The sequence below is a fragment of the Neobacillus sp. plas4 genome (assembly GCF_057221695.1).
Genome location: NZ_CM170152.1, coordinates 2,101,723 through 2,119,872 on the forward strand (window position 1 = coordinate 2,101,723; position 18,150 = coordinate 2,119,872).

The 18,150-nt window shown below is 38.4% G+C and carries 18 protein-coding genes; 9 read left to right on the top strand and 9 right to left on the bottom strand.

What is annotated here, in order from left to right; translation table 11 throughout:
* Positions 1-18: 18 nt before the first annotated feature.
* Positions 19-2,910: a glycosyl hydrolase 115 family protein gene (locus AC2TFD_RS10505; RefSeq protein WP_484675598.1), complete on the top strand. Its 2,892-nt coding sequence runs from the start codon at positions 19-21 to the stop codon at positions 2,908-2,910.
* An 85-nt stretch (positions 2,911-2,995) separates the two neighbouring features.
* Here AC2TFD_RS10505 and AC2TFD_RS10510 read toward each other — a convergent pair whose 3' ends face one another.
* A complete protein-coding gene (locus AC2TFD_RS10510) occupies positions 2,996-3,100 on the bottom strand; it encodes an IS3 family transposase (protein ID WP_420489044.1) in 105 nt (34 codons plus the stop codon).
* A gap of 508 nt (positions 3,101-3,608) precedes the next feature.
* Between AC2TFD_RS10510 and AC2TFD_RS10515 the strand changes: the two genes are divergently transcribed.
* The 5 genes from AC2TFD_RS10515 (at position 3,609) to AC2TFD_RS10535 (ending at position 8,091) form a co-directional block, all read left to right on the top strand.
* Complete coding sequence (locus AC2TFD_RS10515; protein WP_335512300.1) at positions 3,609-3,797, top strand: hypothetical protein; 189 nt, start codon at positions 3,609-3,611, stop codon at positions 3,795-3,797.
* A 297-nt stretch (positions 3,798-4,094) separates the two neighbouring features.
* A complete protein-coding gene (locus AC2TFD_RS10520) occupies positions 4,095-5,468 on the top strand; it encodes a sugar phosphate nucleotidyltransferase (protein WP_484675599.1) in 1,374 nt (457 codons plus the stop codon).
* Between the two features lie 13 nt (positions 5,469-5,481).
* The gene (gene fcl / locus AC2TFD_RS10525; protein WP_484675600.1) at positions 5,482-6,417 is read left to right on the top strand and encodes a GDP-L-fucose synthase; all 936 of its coding nucleotides are present in this window, start codon (positions 5,482-5,484) and stop codon (positions 6,415-6,417) included.
* A complete protein-coding gene (gene gmd, locus AC2TFD_RS10530; RefSeq protein ID WP_335519209.1) occupies positions 6,414-7,373 on the top strand; it encodes a GDP-mannose 4,6-dehydratase in 960 nt (319 codons plus the stop codon). The genes fcl and gmd overlap by 4 nt, the downstream gene beginning before the upstream one ends.
* A gap of 160 nt (positions 7,374-7,533) precedes the next feature.
* Positions 7,534-8,091, top strand: coding sequence for an alpha-1,2-fucosyltransferase (locus AC2TFD_RS10535; RefSeq protein ID WP_484675601.1), 558 nt, complete (start codon positions 7,534-7,536; stop codon positions 8,089-8,091).
* Between the two features lie 305 nt (positions 8,092-8,396).
* Here AC2TFD_RS10535 and AC2TFD_RS10540 read toward each other — a convergent pair whose 3' ends face one another.
* The 5 genes from AC2TFD_RS10540 to AC2TFD_RS10560 form a co-directional block, all read right to left on the bottom strand.
* Positions 8,397-9,389, bottom strand: coding sequence for an aldo/keto reductase (locus AC2TFD_RS10540; protein WP_335519214.1), 993 nt, complete (start codon positions 9,387-9,389; stop codon positions 8,397-8,399).
* Between the two features lie 246 nt (positions 9,390-9,635).
* Positions 9,636-10,247 (bottom strand): tetratricopeptide repeat protein, encoded by a 612-nt coding sequence (locus AC2TFD_RS10545; RefSeq protein WP_335519216.1) that lies wholly within the window; start codon positions 10,245-10,247, stop codon positions 9,636-9,638.
* Positions 10,248-10,394: 147 nt separating this feature from the next.
* The gene (locus tag AC2TFD_RS10550) at positions 10,395-10,598 is read right to left on the bottom strand and encodes a hypothetical protein (protein ID WP_335519219.1); all 204 of its coding nucleotides are present in this window, start codon (positions 10,596-10,598) and stop codon (positions 10,395-10,397) included.
* 312 nt (positions 10,599-10,910) lie between these two features.
* A complete protein-coding gene (locus tag AC2TFD_RS10555) occupies positions 10,911-11,561 on the bottom strand; it encodes a CoA transferase subunit B (protein ID WP_335519222.1) in 651 nt (216 codons plus the stop codon).
* Between the two features lie 22 nt (positions 11,562-11,583).
* Entirely contained in the window at positions 11,584-12,285 is a 702-nt protein-coding gene (locus tag AC2TFD_RS10560; protein WP_335519225.1) for a CoA transferase subunit A, read from the bottom strand.
* A 121-nt stretch (positions 12,286-12,406) separates the two neighbouring features.
* Here AC2TFD_RS10560 and AC2TFD_RS10565 point away from each other — a divergent pair, with 121 nt between their 5' ends.
* Positions 12,407-13,303 (top strand): LysR family transcriptional regulator, encoded by an 897-nt coding sequence (locus AC2TFD_RS10565; protein WP_484675602.1) that lies wholly within the window; start codon positions 12,407-12,409, stop codon positions 13,301-13,303.
* A 150-nt stretch (positions 13,304-13,453) separates the two neighbouring features.
* On the opposite strand, the gene AC2TFD_RS10570 is transcribed toward AC2TFD_RS10565, so the two are convergent.
* Positions 13,454-14,296 carry an aldo/keto reductase gene (locus AC2TFD_RS10570; protein ID WP_484675603.1) on the bottom strand — a complete coding sequence of 281 codons (843 nt, stop codon included), beginning with the start codon at positions 14,294-14,296 and terminating at the stop codon, positions 13,454-13,456.
* Between the two features lie 309 nt (positions 14,297-14,605).
* Here AC2TFD_RS10570 and AC2TFD_RS10575 point away from each other — a divergent pair, with 309 nt between their 5' ends.
* Positions 14,606-15,976, top strand: a complete 1,371-nt coding sequence (locus tag AC2TFD_RS10575; RefSeq protein ID WP_484675604.1) for an MmgE/PrpD family protein — start codon at positions 14,606-14,608, stop codon at positions 15,974-15,976.
* Between the two features lie 135 nt (positions 15,977-16,111).
* Positions 16,112-16,765: a DsbA family oxidoreductase gene (locus AC2TFD_RS10580; protein ID WP_335519237.1), complete on the top strand. Its 654-nt coding sequence runs from the start codon at positions 16,112-16,114 to the stop codon at positions 16,763-16,765.
* Positions 16,766-17,422: 657 nt separating this feature from the next.
* On the opposite strand, the gene AC2TFD_RS10585 is transcribed toward AC2TFD_RS10580, so the two are convergent.
* Entirely contained in the window at positions 17,423-17,662 is a 240-nt protein-coding gene (locus tag AC2TFD_RS10585; RefSeq protein WP_335518083.1) for a hypothetical protein, read from the bottom strand.
* 27 nt (positions 17,663-17,689) lie between these two features.
* On the bottom strand, positions 17,690-18,124 hold the full coding sequence (locus tag AC2TFD_RS10590; protein ID WP_335518086.1) for a glycine/sarcosine/betaine reductase selenoprotein B family protein: 435 nt from the start codon (positions 18,122-18,124) through the stop codon (positions 17,690-17,692).
* Between the last annotated feature and the right edge of the window lie 26 nt (positions 18,125-18,150).

Below are 18,150 nucleotides of genomic sequence, written 5' to 3' on the forward strand. Positions count from 1 at the left end.
TAAAGAAAGGATTTGTTTATGGAATTTGTAATCAACCAAGAAATGTTAAAAGGTTATATTTCATTATTTTATCAGGAAAAAGAGGCATATAGCGGTGTCAATAAAATCGCCAAAAAGGTTATGCATGATGTGGAGATGGTTTTCGGATATGCCCCGCAAGCAACCACGGACAGAAATAGGCTTGGAAAGAATGTTGTTTTATATGGAACGGTAGATAACAGCCCCATGCTTCATGAGCTTGAAGAGAAAAAGAAAATTGACCTGTCAGAAATAAACGGAAAAAGAGAAGTCTATTTATTTCAAGTGATTGATAATCCATTTGAGGACGTTGAAAAGGCGTTGGTCATTGCTGGAAGTGATAAACGCGGTACGATTTACTGCCTTTTTCATCTATCAGAACTGCTTGGTGTTTCTCCGTTGGTAGATTGGAGTGGTGTGAAGCCGCAGCGACAAGAGTCCATTTCCTTGAGCGGAGACTTGAAATATATTTCTAAAGAGCCCTCTGTTCGTTACCGTGGCTTCTTTATCAATGATGAATGGCCTGCCTATGGTAACTGGACGATGAAGAATTTTGGCGGCTTTAATGCAGAAATGTACGATCACGTATTTGAACTGCTGCTAAGATTGAAAGGAAATTATCTTTGGCCAGCCATGTGGTCCGCTCGTTTTAGTGTAGACGGACCAGGCTTAGCAAATGCTGAACTAGCAGACGAGTATGGAATTGTTATGGGGGCATCTCATCATGAGCCTTGTTTGCGTAATGGTGAGGAATATAAATATTTGCGTGGAAAGGAATCCATTTATGGAGATGCTTGGAATTTTATTACGAATAGAGAAGGGATTACCAAGTTCTGGGAAGATGGTTTGAAGCGCAGCGGCAAATTTGAAAATGTCGTTACTGTCGGTATGCGTGGAGAGGCCGATACTTCAATCATGGGCAAAGAAGCCACACTAGCTGACAATATCAATTTGTTACGAGATGTACTACAGACACAAAACCAGCTGATTCGTGAAAATATCAATCCTAATCTTTCTGAAGTACCAAGAATGCTGGCCTTATATAAAGAAGTGGAACCCTTCTTCTATGGAGATAAGGATACACCAGGATTAATGAATTCAGAGGAGCTTGAAGATGTCATTCTAATGCTCTGTGATGATAATCATGGCAACCTGCGGACATTGCCAACAGAAGAAATGCGTAACCATAAAGGCGGTTATGGTATGTATTATCATTTCGATTATCATGGCGGGCCGATATCGTATGAGTGGATTAATAGTTCTTACCTTCCGAAGATATGGGAACAGATGAGTATGGCTTATGACTTTGGCATTCGGGATTTGTGGATTGTGAATGTAGGCGATATTGCTACACAGGAATTCCCGTTAGCTTATTTCATGGATTTGGCATATGATTTTGAAAAATGGGGAACTCATGCGATTAATAAGACGGATCTTTATACCATGCAATGGATTGAAAAACAGTTCAAGGGTGTTTTCTCTAGGGATGATATGAAAAAAGTGTTTGAGCTGCTCACTGGTTACACAAAGATTGCTCATAATCGCAGACCTGAGCACATGCATGCAGATGTATATCATCCGGTAAATTACAAGGAAACGGAAAATTTATTACAGCAAATCGATACCATTTTGGATATTGCTGAGAATCTATATTGGAATGTCGATATTGAGAACTATTCAGCTTATTTTTCACTCGTTTATTACCCTGCTGTAGGAAATCTGAATTTGCAGAAGATGTGGCTGCTTACTGGGAAAAATCATTATTACGCTAAGTTGGGTTTACTGGAAGCAAACAAACTGGCGGATCAGATAAGAGAATGCTTGAAAAGAGATAGAGAGCTGGTGGAGCAGTATCATACGATTGATGATGGTAAGTGGTACGGAATGGGGCTTTCTGAGCATATCGGTTTTATCAACTGGAATGAAGAAGGTTGCAAGTATCCCATTCTAATGAATGTATTACCTACTAGTAAGCCAAGACTCATGGTAACTGTGGATGGGACGGAACAACATAATGAAGGTCCAGCATGGCATAATAATAAAGTCTATTTGAATAACTTCCTGCAACCGGATAGCGAGGAAGCTTCCTTTACGATTTTCAGTTTAAGTGATGTGGCTGCGGATTTTAAGATTACCTGCGAAAATCAGTGGCTGACATGTTCAATGCTCAGCGGCAGCTTAGATGGCATAGAAAAAACCATGGAAGTAATCAAGGTAAAGATTGATCGTAGTCTGATGAATGATGAGACAGAAGGCAGTATCGTAGTCGAAATGCCATGTGGTACCTGTACAATCATTGTAAACGCATCGAAGACTGATTACAGTGAATTTCCTGAAATGACTTTTGTCAAAACGAATGGATATATTTCCATAGAAGCAGAACATTATTCTCTTAAAAAGGAAGTAAGTAATCAGTATGGTGAGGTTAATAGATTTGAAGTGCTTCAGGGATACGGCAAGACTTTATCTGCTATGAAGGCGTTTCCTACAAACGAATATTTTACTGCAGGTAAAGACGCACCTTATCTGGAATATCAATTCGTCGTAAAGGAAGCTGGAGTGTATGAGTTAGAATTATATATGCAACCATCGAATCCGGTCACAACCGATTATACGCTATTTTGTGGAATACAGGCGAATGAGGATGATATTAACATTGAAAATACACTTCCGGAAGGATACCGCGTTGATGACTCTAATTGGGCAGCAGGAGTGCTTGATAACATCCGCAGGCATATTAGCACCATAAATTGTAAGGAAGGATTCAATACCCTTAGGATTTATGCAGTGAGCCCAGGATTTGTTTTAGAAAAGCTTGTCATTAGTCCAGAAGGAAAGAAACCTGCAAATAGCTATCTGGGACCGACTGAAACTTATTATGTAGGGAAATAACGATATCAGATTGATCCATTAATAATGAAAATGAAAAGTGCTAGGAACTCTAATTGATGTGACCCCCAAGAGTTTGAGTTTTATTTTAAGCAGCTAATTGGCTAGTATAGACCCGGTATTGAACTGGGCTCATGCTTGCCAATTTTTGCTTTATACCCTTGTTATTATAAAAATTGATATATTCTTCAATTCTTGTTTAATAATTCTTTGAAATAAGTTAACAAACTGTTTAGCGTGAAAGGTCTCAAGCATCTTCTAATCGCGAAAAAAATGTTGAAAATTGAATAAATATGGAAAACGAAAAATGTTATAGAGTTTGAGGGAACGGGAATGTAAAAATCAAATACATCTCAGTTGAATATTGTTGCAGAATAAGTTGTTTCTAAACTTTTGAGACCAAACAATACTCTAATGGGGGAATGGAAAATGAAAATCTTTAAACCGGAATGGCTTTCATTAAGCAAAGAAATAAAACTGAAACTAATTCGTTTAGCGATATTGGAAAACAAGAGAAAGTATTCATAACGGTTAACATAGTGTATTGATTCACAAGCAATCCTAAGTAAATATATTACCAAGAGATTAACGTCATAACTTTAGAATTCTTGGAAGGGATGGATTGCGAAGTTAAATAAGACGACATAAATAAGATGATATCATCATATTTATCAGCAATGAGAGGATAAAGAGGTGAAAAAATGTTACGTTATGTCGTCAGAAGATTCATCTTGTTTCTGATTGGAAGTTCGATCTTTGCTGCCTTTATCGGGTATGTTTTGTTTAAGGCTGGCCTCATATCATTTCAAGGTATTCCTCAATCCCGAAGAGAACTAAATATAAAGGATCGCAATCGAAATAGAAGAGTTGGAAAAATTCGCGTTATTTAGAAATTTCTAGACCATCTCTTATCTTTGTTTATTTTAGAAAAATATTTATTTAAGGGCAAACAATGCGAAATACTGTTTGCTCTTTTTATGTTGGAACCAAGAGTAATGTTTTTTCGTAATAAGTGTTGCCTCAGTAACCTTTGTTCACTTTTACCAAGTTAATACTCCGCTTATTTATCATTTTATTAACATAATGAAATCCAGCAACATACTATTTAAAAAGAGCTTGTCTCATTTATGGAAACTAAAAATAATTAAAAAATGACACATAACAATTTCTTAGAAAGGAGGTACAGGATGAAATTAATTCTATTGTCTGGAGGGTCTGGAAACAGGTTGTGGCCCTTATCTAATAGTTCAAGATCAAAGCAATTTTTAAAAGTGTTAAGAAATAAAGACAAGCAGGTAGAATCTATGGTTCAAAGAATATGGAGCCAAATAAAATCGTCAGGTTTAGCAGATGACACGTTTATATCCACTTCTAGCACACAAGTAGATATATTACAGAGTCAAATAGGTTCCAATATACCGCTTATCGTAGAACCAGTTAGGCGTGATACATTTCCAGCTATTGCTTTAGCTGCTGTTTATTTAAATTCAATAATGAAGGTCCCGTTAAATGAGATGATCTGTGTACTTCCAGTGGACTCTTTTGTGGAAGATTCATTTTTTTTGAAAATAAAAGAAATGGAAAATGCTCTCTCCCAATCTGGTGCAGATTTAGCGTTAATAGGAACACATCCTAGCTATCCATCTGAAAAGTATGGATATATTATTCCAAATGAAAATAAAGAAGGAGAAACGAATAATCTATTTAGGACAGTCAAAAGGTTTGTTGAGAAGCCAGACGAAGAACTGGCGAAACAACTGATTCAAGAAAGTGCACTGTGGAATTGTGGAGTTTTTGCATTTACGCTGGGTTATATGATTTCGATCCTAAAAGAAAAGGGCATGCCTATTCAATATGAAGAATTAGTCAAGCAGTATGATAAACTACCTATGATAAGTTTCGACTATGAAGTGGTAGAAAACGTAAATCGTGCTGTCGTCCTTAGTTATAATAGTTCCTGGAAGGATCTGGGTACTTGGAATACCTTAACCGAGGAGATGGATTTACATTTATTAGGCAGGGGTATTATCAGTAATTCGATAAATACACACATAATCAATGAATTGGATATTCCAGTTATTGCCTTAGGTTTATTAGATATAGTTGTAGCGTGCAGCCCAGATGGTATTTTAATTAGTGAGAAAGCGATGAGTTCGAAACTAAAAGATGTAATGAAAAATATTAAACAAAGACCAATGTATGAGGAACGTCGTTGGGGGAGCTATAAGGTATTAGATTACACAGTTAATGAAAACAAGGAAGAAGTTTTAACCAAAAAAATTAAGGTTTTATCCGGAAAAAATCTAAGTTACCAATTCCATCAACAAAGAAAAGAAATATGGTCAATAACTGCAGGAGAAGGAATTTTTGTGTTAGATGGAAATTTCGTCCATGTAGGACCAGGTGATAATCTTATGATCCCATTTGCAAGTAAACATGCAATAAAGGCAATTACAGATTTGGAATTTATTGAGGTACAACTTGGAAGTAATTTAATCGAAGAAGATATTGTACGAATTTTTATGACCTGGGAAGAAATCGAACAAAATTTGTCCAATTAAGAGGGAGATGTAGATGAAAAAGGACTCCAAAATTTATGTTGCGGGTCATAGCGGATTAGTGGGGTCTGCAATTTTAAGAAATTTACAAAAACAAGGGTATACGAATCTTGTATATAAGACTAGTAAAGAATTAGATTTACGTAATCAACAACTAGTAGAGATTTTCTTTAAGGATGAAATGATTGAGTATGTTTTTCTTGCTGCTGCAAAAGTAGGCGGAATCGTTGCAAATAATGAATGTCCTGCTGATTTTATCCGAGATAATTTAATGATTCAAACAAACGTAATTGATGCTTCATATCGGTATGGAGTGAAAAAGCTTCTTTTTTTGGGAAGCACTTGTGTATATCCTAAAATGGCCCCTCAGCCGTTGAAAGAAGAGTACCTCCTTACTGGAGAGCTTGAACCAACGAACGAACCATATGCAATAGCAAAAATTGCCGGTATTAAATTGTGCCAAGCCTATAACCGTCAATATGGCACAAAGTACATTTGTGTAATGCCCACAAACTTATACGGTGAAAATGATAACTTCAATTTACAATCTTCTCACGTAATCCCCGCGCTTATCCGCAAATTCCATGAGGCACATAAAAATAATTTAAAGTATGTTGAAGTATGGGGAACTGGAATACCTAAACGCGAGTTCTTATATTCAGATGATTTAGCAGATGCATGCTTATTCTTAATGAATACCTATGAAAGTAATGAAATTGTCAATATTGGTGTAGGTGAGGATTTAACAATTGGAGAGCTAGCTGAAAAAATAAAGCACATTGTAGGGTTTAAAGGTGAAATTCGTTTTGATTCCACTAAACCTGATGGAACACCCCGTAAGTTAGTAGATGTTTCCCGTATTCATTCTTTAGGATGGAAAGCAACTACTTCTTTAGAAGAAGGCTTACAAAAATTGTACAGCTGGTTTTTAGAATATGGGTGGATAAAATGAAAAGAGCGCTTATTACTGGCGTCACAGGACAAGACGGATCATACTTGGCAGAACTATTATTAGAAAAGGGATATAAAGTATTTGCTCTTCGTCGAAGAACTAGTACACAAAACTACGAAAATGTAGAGAATATCAAAGACAAATTACAGTGGATTGATGGGGACCTAACTGACCTTGCCTCTCTTATAACAGCAGTCCAAATTGCACAACCTGATGAGGTTTATAACCTTGCAGCTCAGTCTTTTGTTGCAACTTCTTGGCCACAGCCCATAGCAACCGGCCAAATTACAGCTCTAGGGGTAACGAATATGTTAGAAGCGGTTCGTATTGTAAAACCAGATGCACGTTTCTATCAAGCTTCGAGTTCAGAAATGTTTGGTAAAGTAGTAGAAACACCTCAAAATGAGAAAACGCCCTTCTATCCCCGAAGCCCATATGGAGTTTCAAAAGTGTACGGACATTGGATTACGGTTAATTATCGCGAAAGTTTCAATATGTTTGCTTGTTCTGGGATTTTGTTTAATCATGAGTCACCTCGCCGCGGATTAGAGTTTGTTACCAGAAAAGTAACAAATACAGTAGCAAAGATTAAATTAGGTTTAGTGGACGAGCTGCGCCTGGGTAACTTGGATGCAAGGCGCGATTGGGGATTTGCCGGTGACTATGTAAAAGCGATGTGGCTAATGCTCCAACAAAATACTCCAGATGATTATATAATTTCTACTGGAGAAACCCATTCTGTGGAAGAATTAGTTAATATTGCGTTTTCGTATGTAGGATTAGATTGGAGAAACTACGTAATCATTGATAGGAATCTTATTCGTCCTGCTGAAGTGGACCTTCTGTTAGGGGATTGTACAAAAGCAAAAGAAAAGTTAGCTTGGAAAACAGAGGTGAGTTTTAAAGAATTAATTCAAATGATGGTGGATGCTGATTTAGAGAAATTAAAAAAATAAGCGTTCAAAGAGCCCGAGTGTCAAAAAATGTTTTCCTTTTTACTCTATGAAAAGTAATTATTAGAAAAAATGTGAGAGGAGAAAACACTTATGGTAAATGAACAGCCCATTATTACCATGAGCACACTTGGCGTAAATTGGGCGATTTGGTAATCAATTATTGCAATATGGTTTTCTAAAGATTTATGCAAAAGTATATAATTTAGAGGTTCTAACACCAAAATGGATTGGGCAGTATTTATTTGGACATAATGAAAAACCAACCAAACGCCAATATAAAAAGATTCGTCAGCATAAACACCCTGCATTTCAAAATATATTTTCCTTTGAAAAGGCTCCCTTCGTAAATATTGATTTTTGGGGATACTTTCAATATAACACCAAGGTATATGCTCCATTTAAAGATTACTTTCGTTCCTTGTATAAGCCAGTAGGTACAGTAAAGAATATCATGGAAAATGGTGAAATGGAACTAAGGAGAAAAGGAAAAACAGTAGTGGCACTGCACATTAGAAGAGGTGACTATAACGAACTTGCGGATAAAAGAAGAATAGGAAAAATCTGCTATGTTGCACCAACTACATGGTATAAAAAATGGTTGGAAGATATATGGTCAACATTGGATAATCCTATATTGTATATTGCTAGTGATGACCTTGACAGTGTATTGCCGGATTTCAAAGAGTTTTCCAGTTACATCAAGGGATCTATTTGCTGATTTTCTTCCTGCCATGTTTTACCCAGATTTTTATATATTATCAAAGAGTGATGTCCTGGCAATTTCTAATAGTACTTTTTCGTTCACAGCGAGCATGCTTAATGAAAAATGTAAATATTTTTACCGGGCAGATATAAATTACAATGGAATTATGCCATATGATCCATGGTCAAGCGAGGTTTTAGTAAATAGGCATTTATTGGGTTGGTAAAATTGCTTCTCTCAATGGAATATTACAGTGCCTGTCACTGCTCAGATTTTGTAGATTCTAATTCAACGGAAATCTGGTGGTGACAGGCATTTTTTTATTGGCTTTTTTTTTCGAAACGATAGGAGGCAAACGGTTCCCCATTAAGGAAAGGCATGCTGGCACGATCAAGTGCCTCGGTGGTTGATGGGTCCAACTGTAGTGACAGACATTTTAAATTTTCAATAACCTGATCTTCTCGTGTTGCTCCGACAATAATGGTAGAAACCATCGGACGGCTCAATAACCATGCCAGCGATAATCCTGCAGGTGATGTGTCGTGTGCATTTGCCAACGCTGAAACTTGTTTCACAAGCTGCAGATGTTTGGCATCCAGCCGTTGGCCGATAATCGAGTTGGGATCTTTATCTAACCTGGAACCTGCAGGAATTTGAGTCCCATCGCCATACTTACCAGTTAAAAGGCCTCCTGCGAGTGGGAAAAATGGAATAATGCCAACCCCTTGATCCAGACAGCATGGAACCAATTCTTGTTCGGGTGTACGGTCCGCTAGGGAGTAGGAGTTTTGAATGGATATAAATCGAGAAAGCCCTTGCCGTTCACTAATACCAAGCGCCTTCATTAATTCCCATGCTGCATAGTTAGAAGCCCCAATATAGCGGATCTTACCAGCTCGTACAAGATCATCAAGCGTTCTTAGTGTTTCCTCTAATGGTGTATTCGGGTCAAATCTATGAATCTGGTAAAGATCGATATAGTCGGTACGGAGGCGTTTTAGGCTATTCTCAACTTCACGTTGAATATGCAGCCTGGAAGCGCCTTTATCATTTGGACCTTCACCGATAGGCGATCCTCCTTTTGTTGCAATGATCACATCATGTCTGCGGTCAGCCAATGCTTCACCGATGATTTGCTCAGACTTCGTACCTGAATAGACATTGGCCGTATCAATAAAATTGATACCCTGATCAAGCGCTTGATGGATGATGCGATTCGATGTGGACTGGTCGGCACGTGAGCCAAATGAGTTCCCCCCAAGTCCCAGTGCGGAAACACGTAATCCACTGTTTCCAAGATGCCGATATTTCATGTTTATCTACTCCCCATGCTGATTTAATGACGATTTGTAAACGTTAACATATGCTAGTTTAATTTAAATAAATAGGAGTTTAAAAGTCAATTTTTTTGATTCAATGGAAGGTTATTACGTTCGATATCAAGAGTTGTACTTTTTACTAGTGCTGGCTTGCCCAAAAAGGATATCTAGTCTAGAAAACTCCCTGGGCCATGCGTGCCAAGACTTGGTGGGGTCGATTCCCACGCGGTTCTGCGAAAATTATTTATATGTAGTCATACTGTAATAAATAGCATCCAAAAAGCCGTTTTTTGCTGATTGGATCATTAATTCATAAGCTTCTTGAAACCTAAATTGATTTTCCAGTAATAATGAAAGGTTGAACATCGAAGAGGGGTATCCCTTGTTAACTGCCATCCGATAATAGCCTTCCGCCTTTTTATAATCTGGTAAAATATCAGAATATCCGAAGTGATAAATTTTACCCAATATATCTAAAGCTTTGTTTTCTCCTTCATTTGCGGCAATATTTAGTGAAGCTAATCCTTGATTAATGTCTAAAACAACACCAATACCATATAAAAGCATTTGACCTTGAAAATAGAGAGCGTCCGCATGTCCACTTTCTGCGGCTAAAGAAAAGCAGCGAAAAGCCTTAAAGTAATCTTGTGGAACTTCTAACTTTTCATTTCCGTAATAGTAGTGCTGACCCATTTCAAACTCCGCATTGGGAAATCCTTTATTTAGTAAATGTTTCAGAATCTCTAATGCCTCCAAAAAACATTCAGAATCATAGAATTTTCTATATTTATGAAAAAGATCCTGAGAATTATCTTTAGGATTAACTTCTAATTTAAATGCATCACTTTTCAAATTTTTTCCTCCTCCATTATTTTTTAGTTCGAATAATGTAGCAAAATAAACATCCCTTGTTTACTCTGTTATGAATAAACAAGGGATGCCAAAAATTTAAGAATTAGATATTAGAATTAATTAATAAACGAATTTTCAAAAGAAACGTTATACAAGTACATTTTCACTCTTGTCATGTTGAATTTCCTTCTCTGCAAGCTCCCACCATCGTTCGGAACTAGTTAAAGGAATATCGGAACCCGGTGTGCCTGGTGTCATATCGATTCCTAGTCTACCGATATTTACTGAATGTCCATCTTCGTTGTAATTTGTACAAATCTGGAAAATATCTTCAAAATCAGCGAATGACATGATTCAGGACCTCCTTCCAAATAGGATAAGGGGTTTAGAAATGATCAAAATCCCTTTTCTATATTATACGCCCAATCTTTCTCCATTTTATGGATAATAATGAACATATTTTGAATTTTTTAATAATTCGGAAAGGGATGTCCACAAGCGTCCCATTTTGATTAGAATGGTGGTTAGAATTTAAGCAGAAGATTTAAAGGGGTTAGTGAAAAAGTGCCATAAAAAAAGTTGTAGCCAGGCATTGTACCTGGCTACAACTTTTTTTGAGTAAAGCTTGTAGTTACTGCAAACAGAACAAAAGCCCCAATAAACTTAAACTTCCAAAAGCTCTGGAGAAACTGTAAATGAGGCTTCTGTTTTTTCTTGTACTTCTGTAACCGTCACACCGCTTGCTGTTTCAATGAGTACCATGCCTGATGGTGTAAAATCAAATACAGCTAAATCTGTGATTAAACGGTGGACAACACTCTTTCCGGTTAACGGCAGCGTACACTCTTTCTTTATCTTGGACTCACCATACTTATTTACATGTTCCATAATCACGACAACCCGTTTGGCACCGTTAACGAGGTCCATGGCGCCACCCATTCCTTTGACCATCTTACCTGGAATCATCCAATTCGCAAGGTCACCATTTTCGGAAACTTCCATACCGCCGAGGATGGCTACGTCAATATGTCCGCCACGAATCATGGCGAATGATTCAGCGCTGTCAAAAATCGAAGCACCAGGCACGGTGGTGATTGTTTCTTTTCCTGCATTTATTAAATCTGGATCTTCCTCACCATCGAACGGGTAGGGTCCAATGCCTAGGAGACCATTTTCTGATTGTAATAATACATTTATATCATTTGGAATTTCATTCGCTACCAACGTTGGCAAGCCGATGCCAAGGTTAACATTCATCCCATCTTCAATTTCTTGTACTGCTCTTTTTACGATTGATAAACGTATGTCTTTCATATTGATCAGCTCCTTTTATTAATTACGCTTGGACAACAGTGCGTCGCTCAATGCGTTTTTGATAGTTGGTTCCTAACAGGATCCTCTGGACATAAATACTTGGTGTATGGATTTCATCTGGATCAAGCTCGCCCGCCTCAACAATTTCCTCTACTTCAGCAATCGTGATTTTACCAGCCATTGCTGCCAAAGGATTGAAATTTCTCGCTGTTTTACGGAAGACAAGGTTACCAAGAGTATCGGCTTTCCATGCTTTTACGAGTGCAAAGTCCCCAACAATTCCGCGTTCTAGGAGATAGGTTTTTCCGTCAAATTCTTTTACTTCTTTTCCTTCTGCAATCGGTGTTCCAATGCCTGTAGCTGTATAAAAACCAGGAATACCTGCACCGCCAGCACGAATGCGTTCTGCAAGGGTTCCTTGTGGAGTTAATTCAACTTCTAATTCTCCGCTAAGAAATTGTTGTTCAAAAATTTTATTTTCTCCCACATAGGAAGAAATCATTTTTTTAATTTGCTTATTTGCGAGCAGGAGACCTAATCCCCAATCATCCACGCCGCAATTGTTACTTACAACTGTTAAATTTTTTGTTCCTTGTTCTTTCAAGGCTTGAATCGCTTTCTCGGGAATGCCGGATAAACCAAATCCACCGACTATTAACGTTGCACCATCCTGGATATCTGAAACCGCTTCCGAAAATGAGGTTAGTATTTTACTATTTTTCATTTATTTTCCCTCTCCTAAGTCAGAATATTCTATAACAAATAGTTTACATGCTGTTAACTTATAAGTAAAATACATAAATAGAATAAATCTTATGAAATTATGGAATAAATGGGGGACTAACGTGGAACTTCGTGATTTAAAATCTTTTATTGAAGTCGTACATCACCAAAGCTTTACAAAAGCTGCTGAACATTCTTACCTTTCACAGCCGTCTTTCAGTAAGGCGGTAAAAAAGTTAGAACTGGAATTGAATGTAGAATTGTTTAATCGCACAACTCGTCATTTAGAGTTGACCGATGCCGGTCAGATTGTTTATGAGCAGGCACAAAAAGCGTTGGCATCCCTCTCTGAGATAACCAATCTGCTTGACGATTTAAGGAATGTTGCATTTGGTGAAATCAAAATTGGGATTCCGCCGCTGATTGGTACTTTGTTTTTCCCGATCCTTGCGAAGCGAATCCAGGAAAAATACCCGAACGTTTCTCTTCAGTTAGTGGAGAGAGGAGCAAAATTGATTGGCCAGCTTGTTGAAAATGGCCAGGTTGATCTCGGCATTGTAGTGCTTCCCGTTGACGATGAAAAGTTTACGATTCGACCATTTATAACAGATGAATTTGTTCTTTATGTACATAAAAGTCATCCACTTGCATTGCAAAGTTCTGTTACCATTCGGGAGTTGAAAAATGAGAGGTTTATCCTTTTTTCAGAAGAGTTTAGACTCCATGAATATATTAAAGATGTTTGCATAGATGCTGGATTTATCCCTGAAATCTCATATCAAAGTTCACAGTGGGATCTAATTCTTGAACTCGTTTCTTCTGAATTTGGAATTGCATTACTGCCAAAGTCTATTTACCAAAAACAAAACAATAGTAATCTTCGAATCGTTCCAATAACGGAACCAACCTTGTATTGGAACCTTGGTATTATAACGAAAAAAGATACTTATCATTCCTATGCATTGAGAGAAGTGTTAAAAGTACTTGAAAATGGGATTGTGGATGATCTAAAGAAGTGAAGACAAATTAGTAAAGTTTGAATAGAAAAATAAATTTATTATTGAAAGTTTAATAAGCCCAATATAAAGAAAAACCGGTCTAAGACCGGTTTTTCATAACAATTGAATTTGGTTGCTTGCAAAGTGTGAAGATGAAATCTTCGAACTTGATTAAAATTCCTCATAAACCGCTGGATCCTGATCAGCAATCCTTCCATCAGGGCGGCTTAAGGCCGAAATCATAGCCATTTCTGCGTCATCTAGTGAGAAGTCAAAAATGGAAATGTTCTCTAATTGGCGAACTGGTGACGCTGATTTAGGAATTGAAATCGCTCCAAGCTGATAGTGCCAACGTAAAACGATTTGTGGAATCGTTTTGTTATGATGGGTAGCAATTGTTTGAAGTGTATCAATTTCTAAGTCTTTGAATCCGCGAGTGAAAGGGCTCCAAGATTGTGTCGCAATATTTTTCTCTTCATGATATTTTCTTTGTTCAGCCTGGTTAAAGAATGGATGTAACTCAATTTGGTTAATGCTTGGTTTGACGCCGGTTTCTTTTTCCAAACGATCCAGGTGTTCAGGTAAAAAATTACAAACCCCGATTGAACGAATGAGTCCCCATTTTTTAGCGTCAATCAAAGCCTGCCAAGCTTCTACATATTTATCCTGGCTAGGGTTCGGCCAGTGTATGAGGTATATATCATAGTAATCTTGGTTAGCTCGGTATAGCGATTCTTGAATGGTTGCTACCGCTTTGTCGTATTCCTGATAGCGACCTGGAAGTTTGGAGGTAATGAGTAATTCATGTCTTGGTACAGAACTGCGGCGAACAGCTTCCCCAACCGTTCCTTCGTTTTCGTAATTATAAGCTGAGTCAATAAGGCGATAGCCATTATTGATCGCACTTACGATGGCATTTACTCCATCCTTTCCTTTAAGGGGGTATGTACCAAAACCAATCACGGGCAAAGTTAATCCATCATTTAAGGTAATCTCTGGAATACTAATTTCCATAAACTAACACTCCTCTCCTTTAATATCTAAAGGTTAACACAACTCTGTATCGTTTTCATTAAGGGGATTTGGAAAAAAGGCGACGTCCACTAGACTTGTCAAATGGGATGTTCGGACAGCATGCATTAAGAGTTCTAAACTAGGATGTTAGCGATTTTTAGTCCTAGTTTTTATGATAAAATATAACTAATCAAAAAATGTATACCAATAAAATGCTAATAACGGATTCTAGTAAAAGAGTATGAATAAGTATACATATATTTTTTTGAATATTATAAATTCTAATTTAACTCTAGGAGGGGAGCTCTTTTGTCATTAAGCCATGAGATTGTCCAAGCTATCCGTCTAAGACAGAAACGAGGATTACCAGAGGAAATTCGTGGAAAGGTGATTCTCCATATTTGTGATACGATTGGCATTTCCTTAGCTGCTTATAAAGGAGCACCGATCGCTTTACAATCTATCGCGGGTCTATCTATAGGTGTAAAAGGTGGGACAGGCCGAGTAATAGGAAGTGAGCGGCGATTACCTCCCGCTTATGCAGCATTCGCGAACACAGCTCTAGCACATGCCTTAGACTATGATGATATCAATGATTGGGCTAGAATTCATCCAACTCCTGTTACATTAGCGGCCGCATTAGCAGCTGCTGACGCTTGTGATACAAGGAGTACGGACCTTATTACAGCTGTTGGACTAGGAAACGAGTTATTGTGCCGGCTAGGTTATGCAATTGAGCCCAAGGGCACGGGTGCGGATTCCAAATGGTTTTTAAGTCAACTATTTGGTTATTTAGGTGCCGCAATCACAACAGGACTTGTACTGGGGTTAAATGATAAGGAGTTAGAACATGCGCTAGGGCTGGCCTATATGCAAGCTGCTGGCGGTAAAGAGCCGGGAGTGGGAACTGGTTCCCAAGCAAGATCCATTTATCCAGCCTTTTCATCCATGGGTGGTGTTCAAGCAGCTTTTTTAGCGCGAGAAGGGGTTACTGCTCCTGCAAGTTGTTTGGATGGTAAAACAGGTCTTTTTCTCAATTATTTTGGAATAAATTTAAACGAAAAACAACGAAGTGTCTTATTAGACACTGAAACATGGGCTTTTTCCGATACATCTATTAAACTTTTTCCTAGTTGCCGTTACTCACATTCATTTATTAAATCAGCCTTTGTTCTTCGAAACCATTTTGGGCTTAATGAAATTGACCAAATTGTGATAGGTGTTAATGATACAGCAGGTATGTTATGTCAGCCACTCGTGGAACGTTGTCATCCTAAAACATTACAAGATGCTAAATTTAGTATTCCTTTTATGGTTGCCTTTGCCTTTGTTCACGGGAGCGTTCACTTGAATAATCTGACGGAGGTAGCCCTTGCGGATACTCAGGTTCTAGAACTTGCTAATCGTATAAAAATAGAGAAAACCCAATCAAATACACCAGGAATTCCTTTAGGTGATATTACCGTCGTAACCGCCCATGAAACTAAACGACTGATAGAACGGATTCTTCCTGAAACACCTGTTGATGAAGTTAAAAAGAAATTTTTCGATTGTTGTCAGTATGCAGGAGTAGCTGCTCCTGAAATGCTTTGGGAGGGGTTAAGAAATAATCTAGATTTTGAGGTGTTCAAAAGGCTACCTATAATTTTTTCATTAGATCCTAAAGGTTCAATTCAATAACTGTTTTTTATTGGTATAAGTCCAATAACGTGTAAAATTTCCGCATTTCCCCTATACTAAACGAGAACATCGGAATAGGAGGGAAAGATTATGCAAATTGAAATGTGGACGGATTTTGCTTGACCATTTTGCTATATTGGCAAGAAGCGTCTGGAGGACGCTCTTAAACAGATTGACCACCCCATTGAAGTGACGTATCGAAGCTATGAATTGGATCCGACAATGGGACGGGATGTAAAAGAAACGATGTACGAAATGCTAGCCAAGAAATATGGCATGAGTATTGCGCAGGCGAAGGCAAATACTGACAGAGTAGTACAAATGGCGAAGGAAGTTGGATTGGATTATCACATGGATACTCTCATCCAAACGAACACCTTTGATGCACACCGTTTAACGTTGTATGCGAAAACTCAGGGAAAAATGAAAGAGATGACAGAGCGAATTCTCCGTGCCTATTTTACCGAATCCAAACATATTGGCGATCACGAAACCTTAACGGATCTTGCAGTAGAAGTAGGATTGAACAGGGAAGATGTAGCTAACATGCTTGCAAGCGGGGGAATGGCAGATGCGGTTCGTTCCGATGAACAGACGGCAAAACAATATGGGGTTACAGGTGTGCCATTCTTCTTGATTAATAAAAAATATGCCCTTACCGGTGCCCAGCCAACGGAGACGTTTGTTCAGGCGTTGAATAAGGTCATTGCAGAAAATAAAATCACTGTACTAAACAGCCAAGACGGAGTTATCTGTGATGACGATGGCTGTGAAATTCCTGAAAAGTAACATACAAAAAGGGACGGCGACCAAGCCATCCCTTCTCAGGCTGTCGAGAAAGTCTCGACAGCCTTTATTTTTTATAACTTAACAGAGCGTTTTTTATATAGGTGGCTCTTACGATTAGTCCTCAATCCCCCGGATTAAGGACAAAACCATCTAGTGGCTCGTGAAGATTAGTCCTCAATCCCCCGGATTAAGGACAAAACCATCCTGTGGCTCGTGGAGATTAGTCCACAATCACCCGGATTAAGGACAAATCCATCCTGTGGCTCGTGAAGATTAGTCCACAATCACCCGGATTAATGACAAATCCATCCTGTGGCTCGTGATGATTAGTCCACAATTCCTTGGATTGAGGACAAAACCATCTAGTGGCTCGTGAAGATTAGTCCACAATCCCCCGGATTAAGGACAAAATCATCTAGTGGCTCGTGAAGATTAGTCCTTAATCCCCCGGATTAAGGACAAAATCATCTAGTGGCTCGTGGAGATTAGTCCTCAATCCCCCGGATTAAGGACAAAACCAGCTCGCAACTCATGTGGATTAGACTCAATCACCTGGATAAAGAACAAATCCATCTTGCGCAACATATGATTAGTCCTCAATCCAAGAAATTTCGACATACAAAAAGGGACGGCCATCAAGCCGTCCCTTTTAATTCCTTAATAAGATGGAAAATGAGCATCATGGATGTTTCCTGGCTCTTGTCTTTCACTTAGTTCTGCCAGTGCTGCCATTAATACTTTCATTTGTGTTGTTTTATCATGAGGCTTTCCTAGCGAATGTCCGAATTCGAATCCCACAGGATGGATAGCCCGTGGCGGCCTCATCAAGCTGGATTGTTCAACATCCAAGGTAATTAATACTGTTGGAATTCCCTGTGATTCAATGCCGCGCTGCACTGTAACTACAGTGCGATGACAGAGAGGTCAGCCGGCAGTTAAAAGAACAGCGTCTGCTTTGGAACGAACCACTTCTTTTACCAGCGCAGGGATTGTTTCTTTATTAATAATATTTAATCGCATGGAATAACCCATCATGGTCATATGTTTCTCAGCCACCCCGCCAAGATCCCCATCCTCTACCATTTCCCGCAGGCGGTCGATAGGGAAGACGCAGTTAATATCTTCTTTCGGAGCATCCGTATTATAATGCTCCTTCGGGGCTGCGTGGGTTACCGTTAAATTCTTTGAATCAACATCTCCTGGAATAATTCGGAAGGTAGTATCTCCTACGGAAGGATCGGTGTGAAATGCTTCCTGATCCTTTAGATGAACACCAGAAGTAGAAACAATCATGATCGTCATTTCATGTAATGGTTTGGTGCTAGGTGTATATGGGATAGCTTTTCTTGAGAGTTCCATACACAATCTCCTTATATTCTACTAAC

Excerpts from the sequence above, each read along its gene's own strand:
- AC2TFD_RS10550 (WP_335519219.1), bottom strand. The coding sequence starts at position 10,598 with ATGTCATTCGCTGATTTTGAAGATATTTTCCAGATTTGTACAAATTAC.
- AC2TFD_RS10590 (WP_335518086.1), bottom strand. The coding sequence starts at position 18,124 with ATGGAACTCTCAAGAAAAGCTATCCCATATACACCTAGCACCAAACCA.
- AC2TFD_RS10560 (WP_335519225.1), bottom strand. The coding sequence starts at position 12,285 with ATGAAAAATAGTAAAATACTAACCTCATTTTCGGAAGCGGTTTCAGAT.
- AC2TFD_RS10555 (WP_335519222.1), bottom strand. The coding sequence starts at position 11,561 with ATGAAAGACATACGTTTATCAATCGTAAAAAGAGCAGTACAAGAAATT.
- AC2TFD_RS10520 (WP_484675599.1), top strand. The coding sequence starts at position 4,095 with ATGAAATTAATTCTATTGTCTGGAGGGTCTGGAAACAGGTTGTGGCCC.
- AC2TFD_RS10540 (WP_335519214.1), bottom strand. The coding sequence starts at position 9,389 with ATGAAATATCGGCATCTTGGAAACAGTGGATTACGTGTTTCCGCACTG.
- AC2TFD_RS10505 (WP_484675598.1), top strand. The coding sequence starts at position 19 with ATGGAATTTGTAATCAACCAAGAAATGTTAAAAGGTTATATTTCATTA.
- AC2TFD_RS10515 (WP_335512300.1), top strand. The coding sequence starts at position 3,609 with ATGTTACGTTATGTCGTCAGAAGATTCATCTTGTTTCTGATTGGAAGT.
- gmd (WP_335519209.1), top strand. The coding sequence starts at position 6,414 with ATGAAAAGAGCGCTTATTACTGGCGTCACAGGACAAGACGGATCATAC.
- AC2TFD_RS10570 (WP_484675603.1), bottom strand. The coding sequence starts at position 14,296 with ATGGAAATTAGTATTCCAGAGATTACCTTAAATGATGGATTAACTTTG.
- fcl (WP_484675600.1), top strand. The coding sequence starts at position 5,482 with ATGAAAAAGGACTCCAAAATTTATGTTGCGGGTCATAGCGGATTAGTG.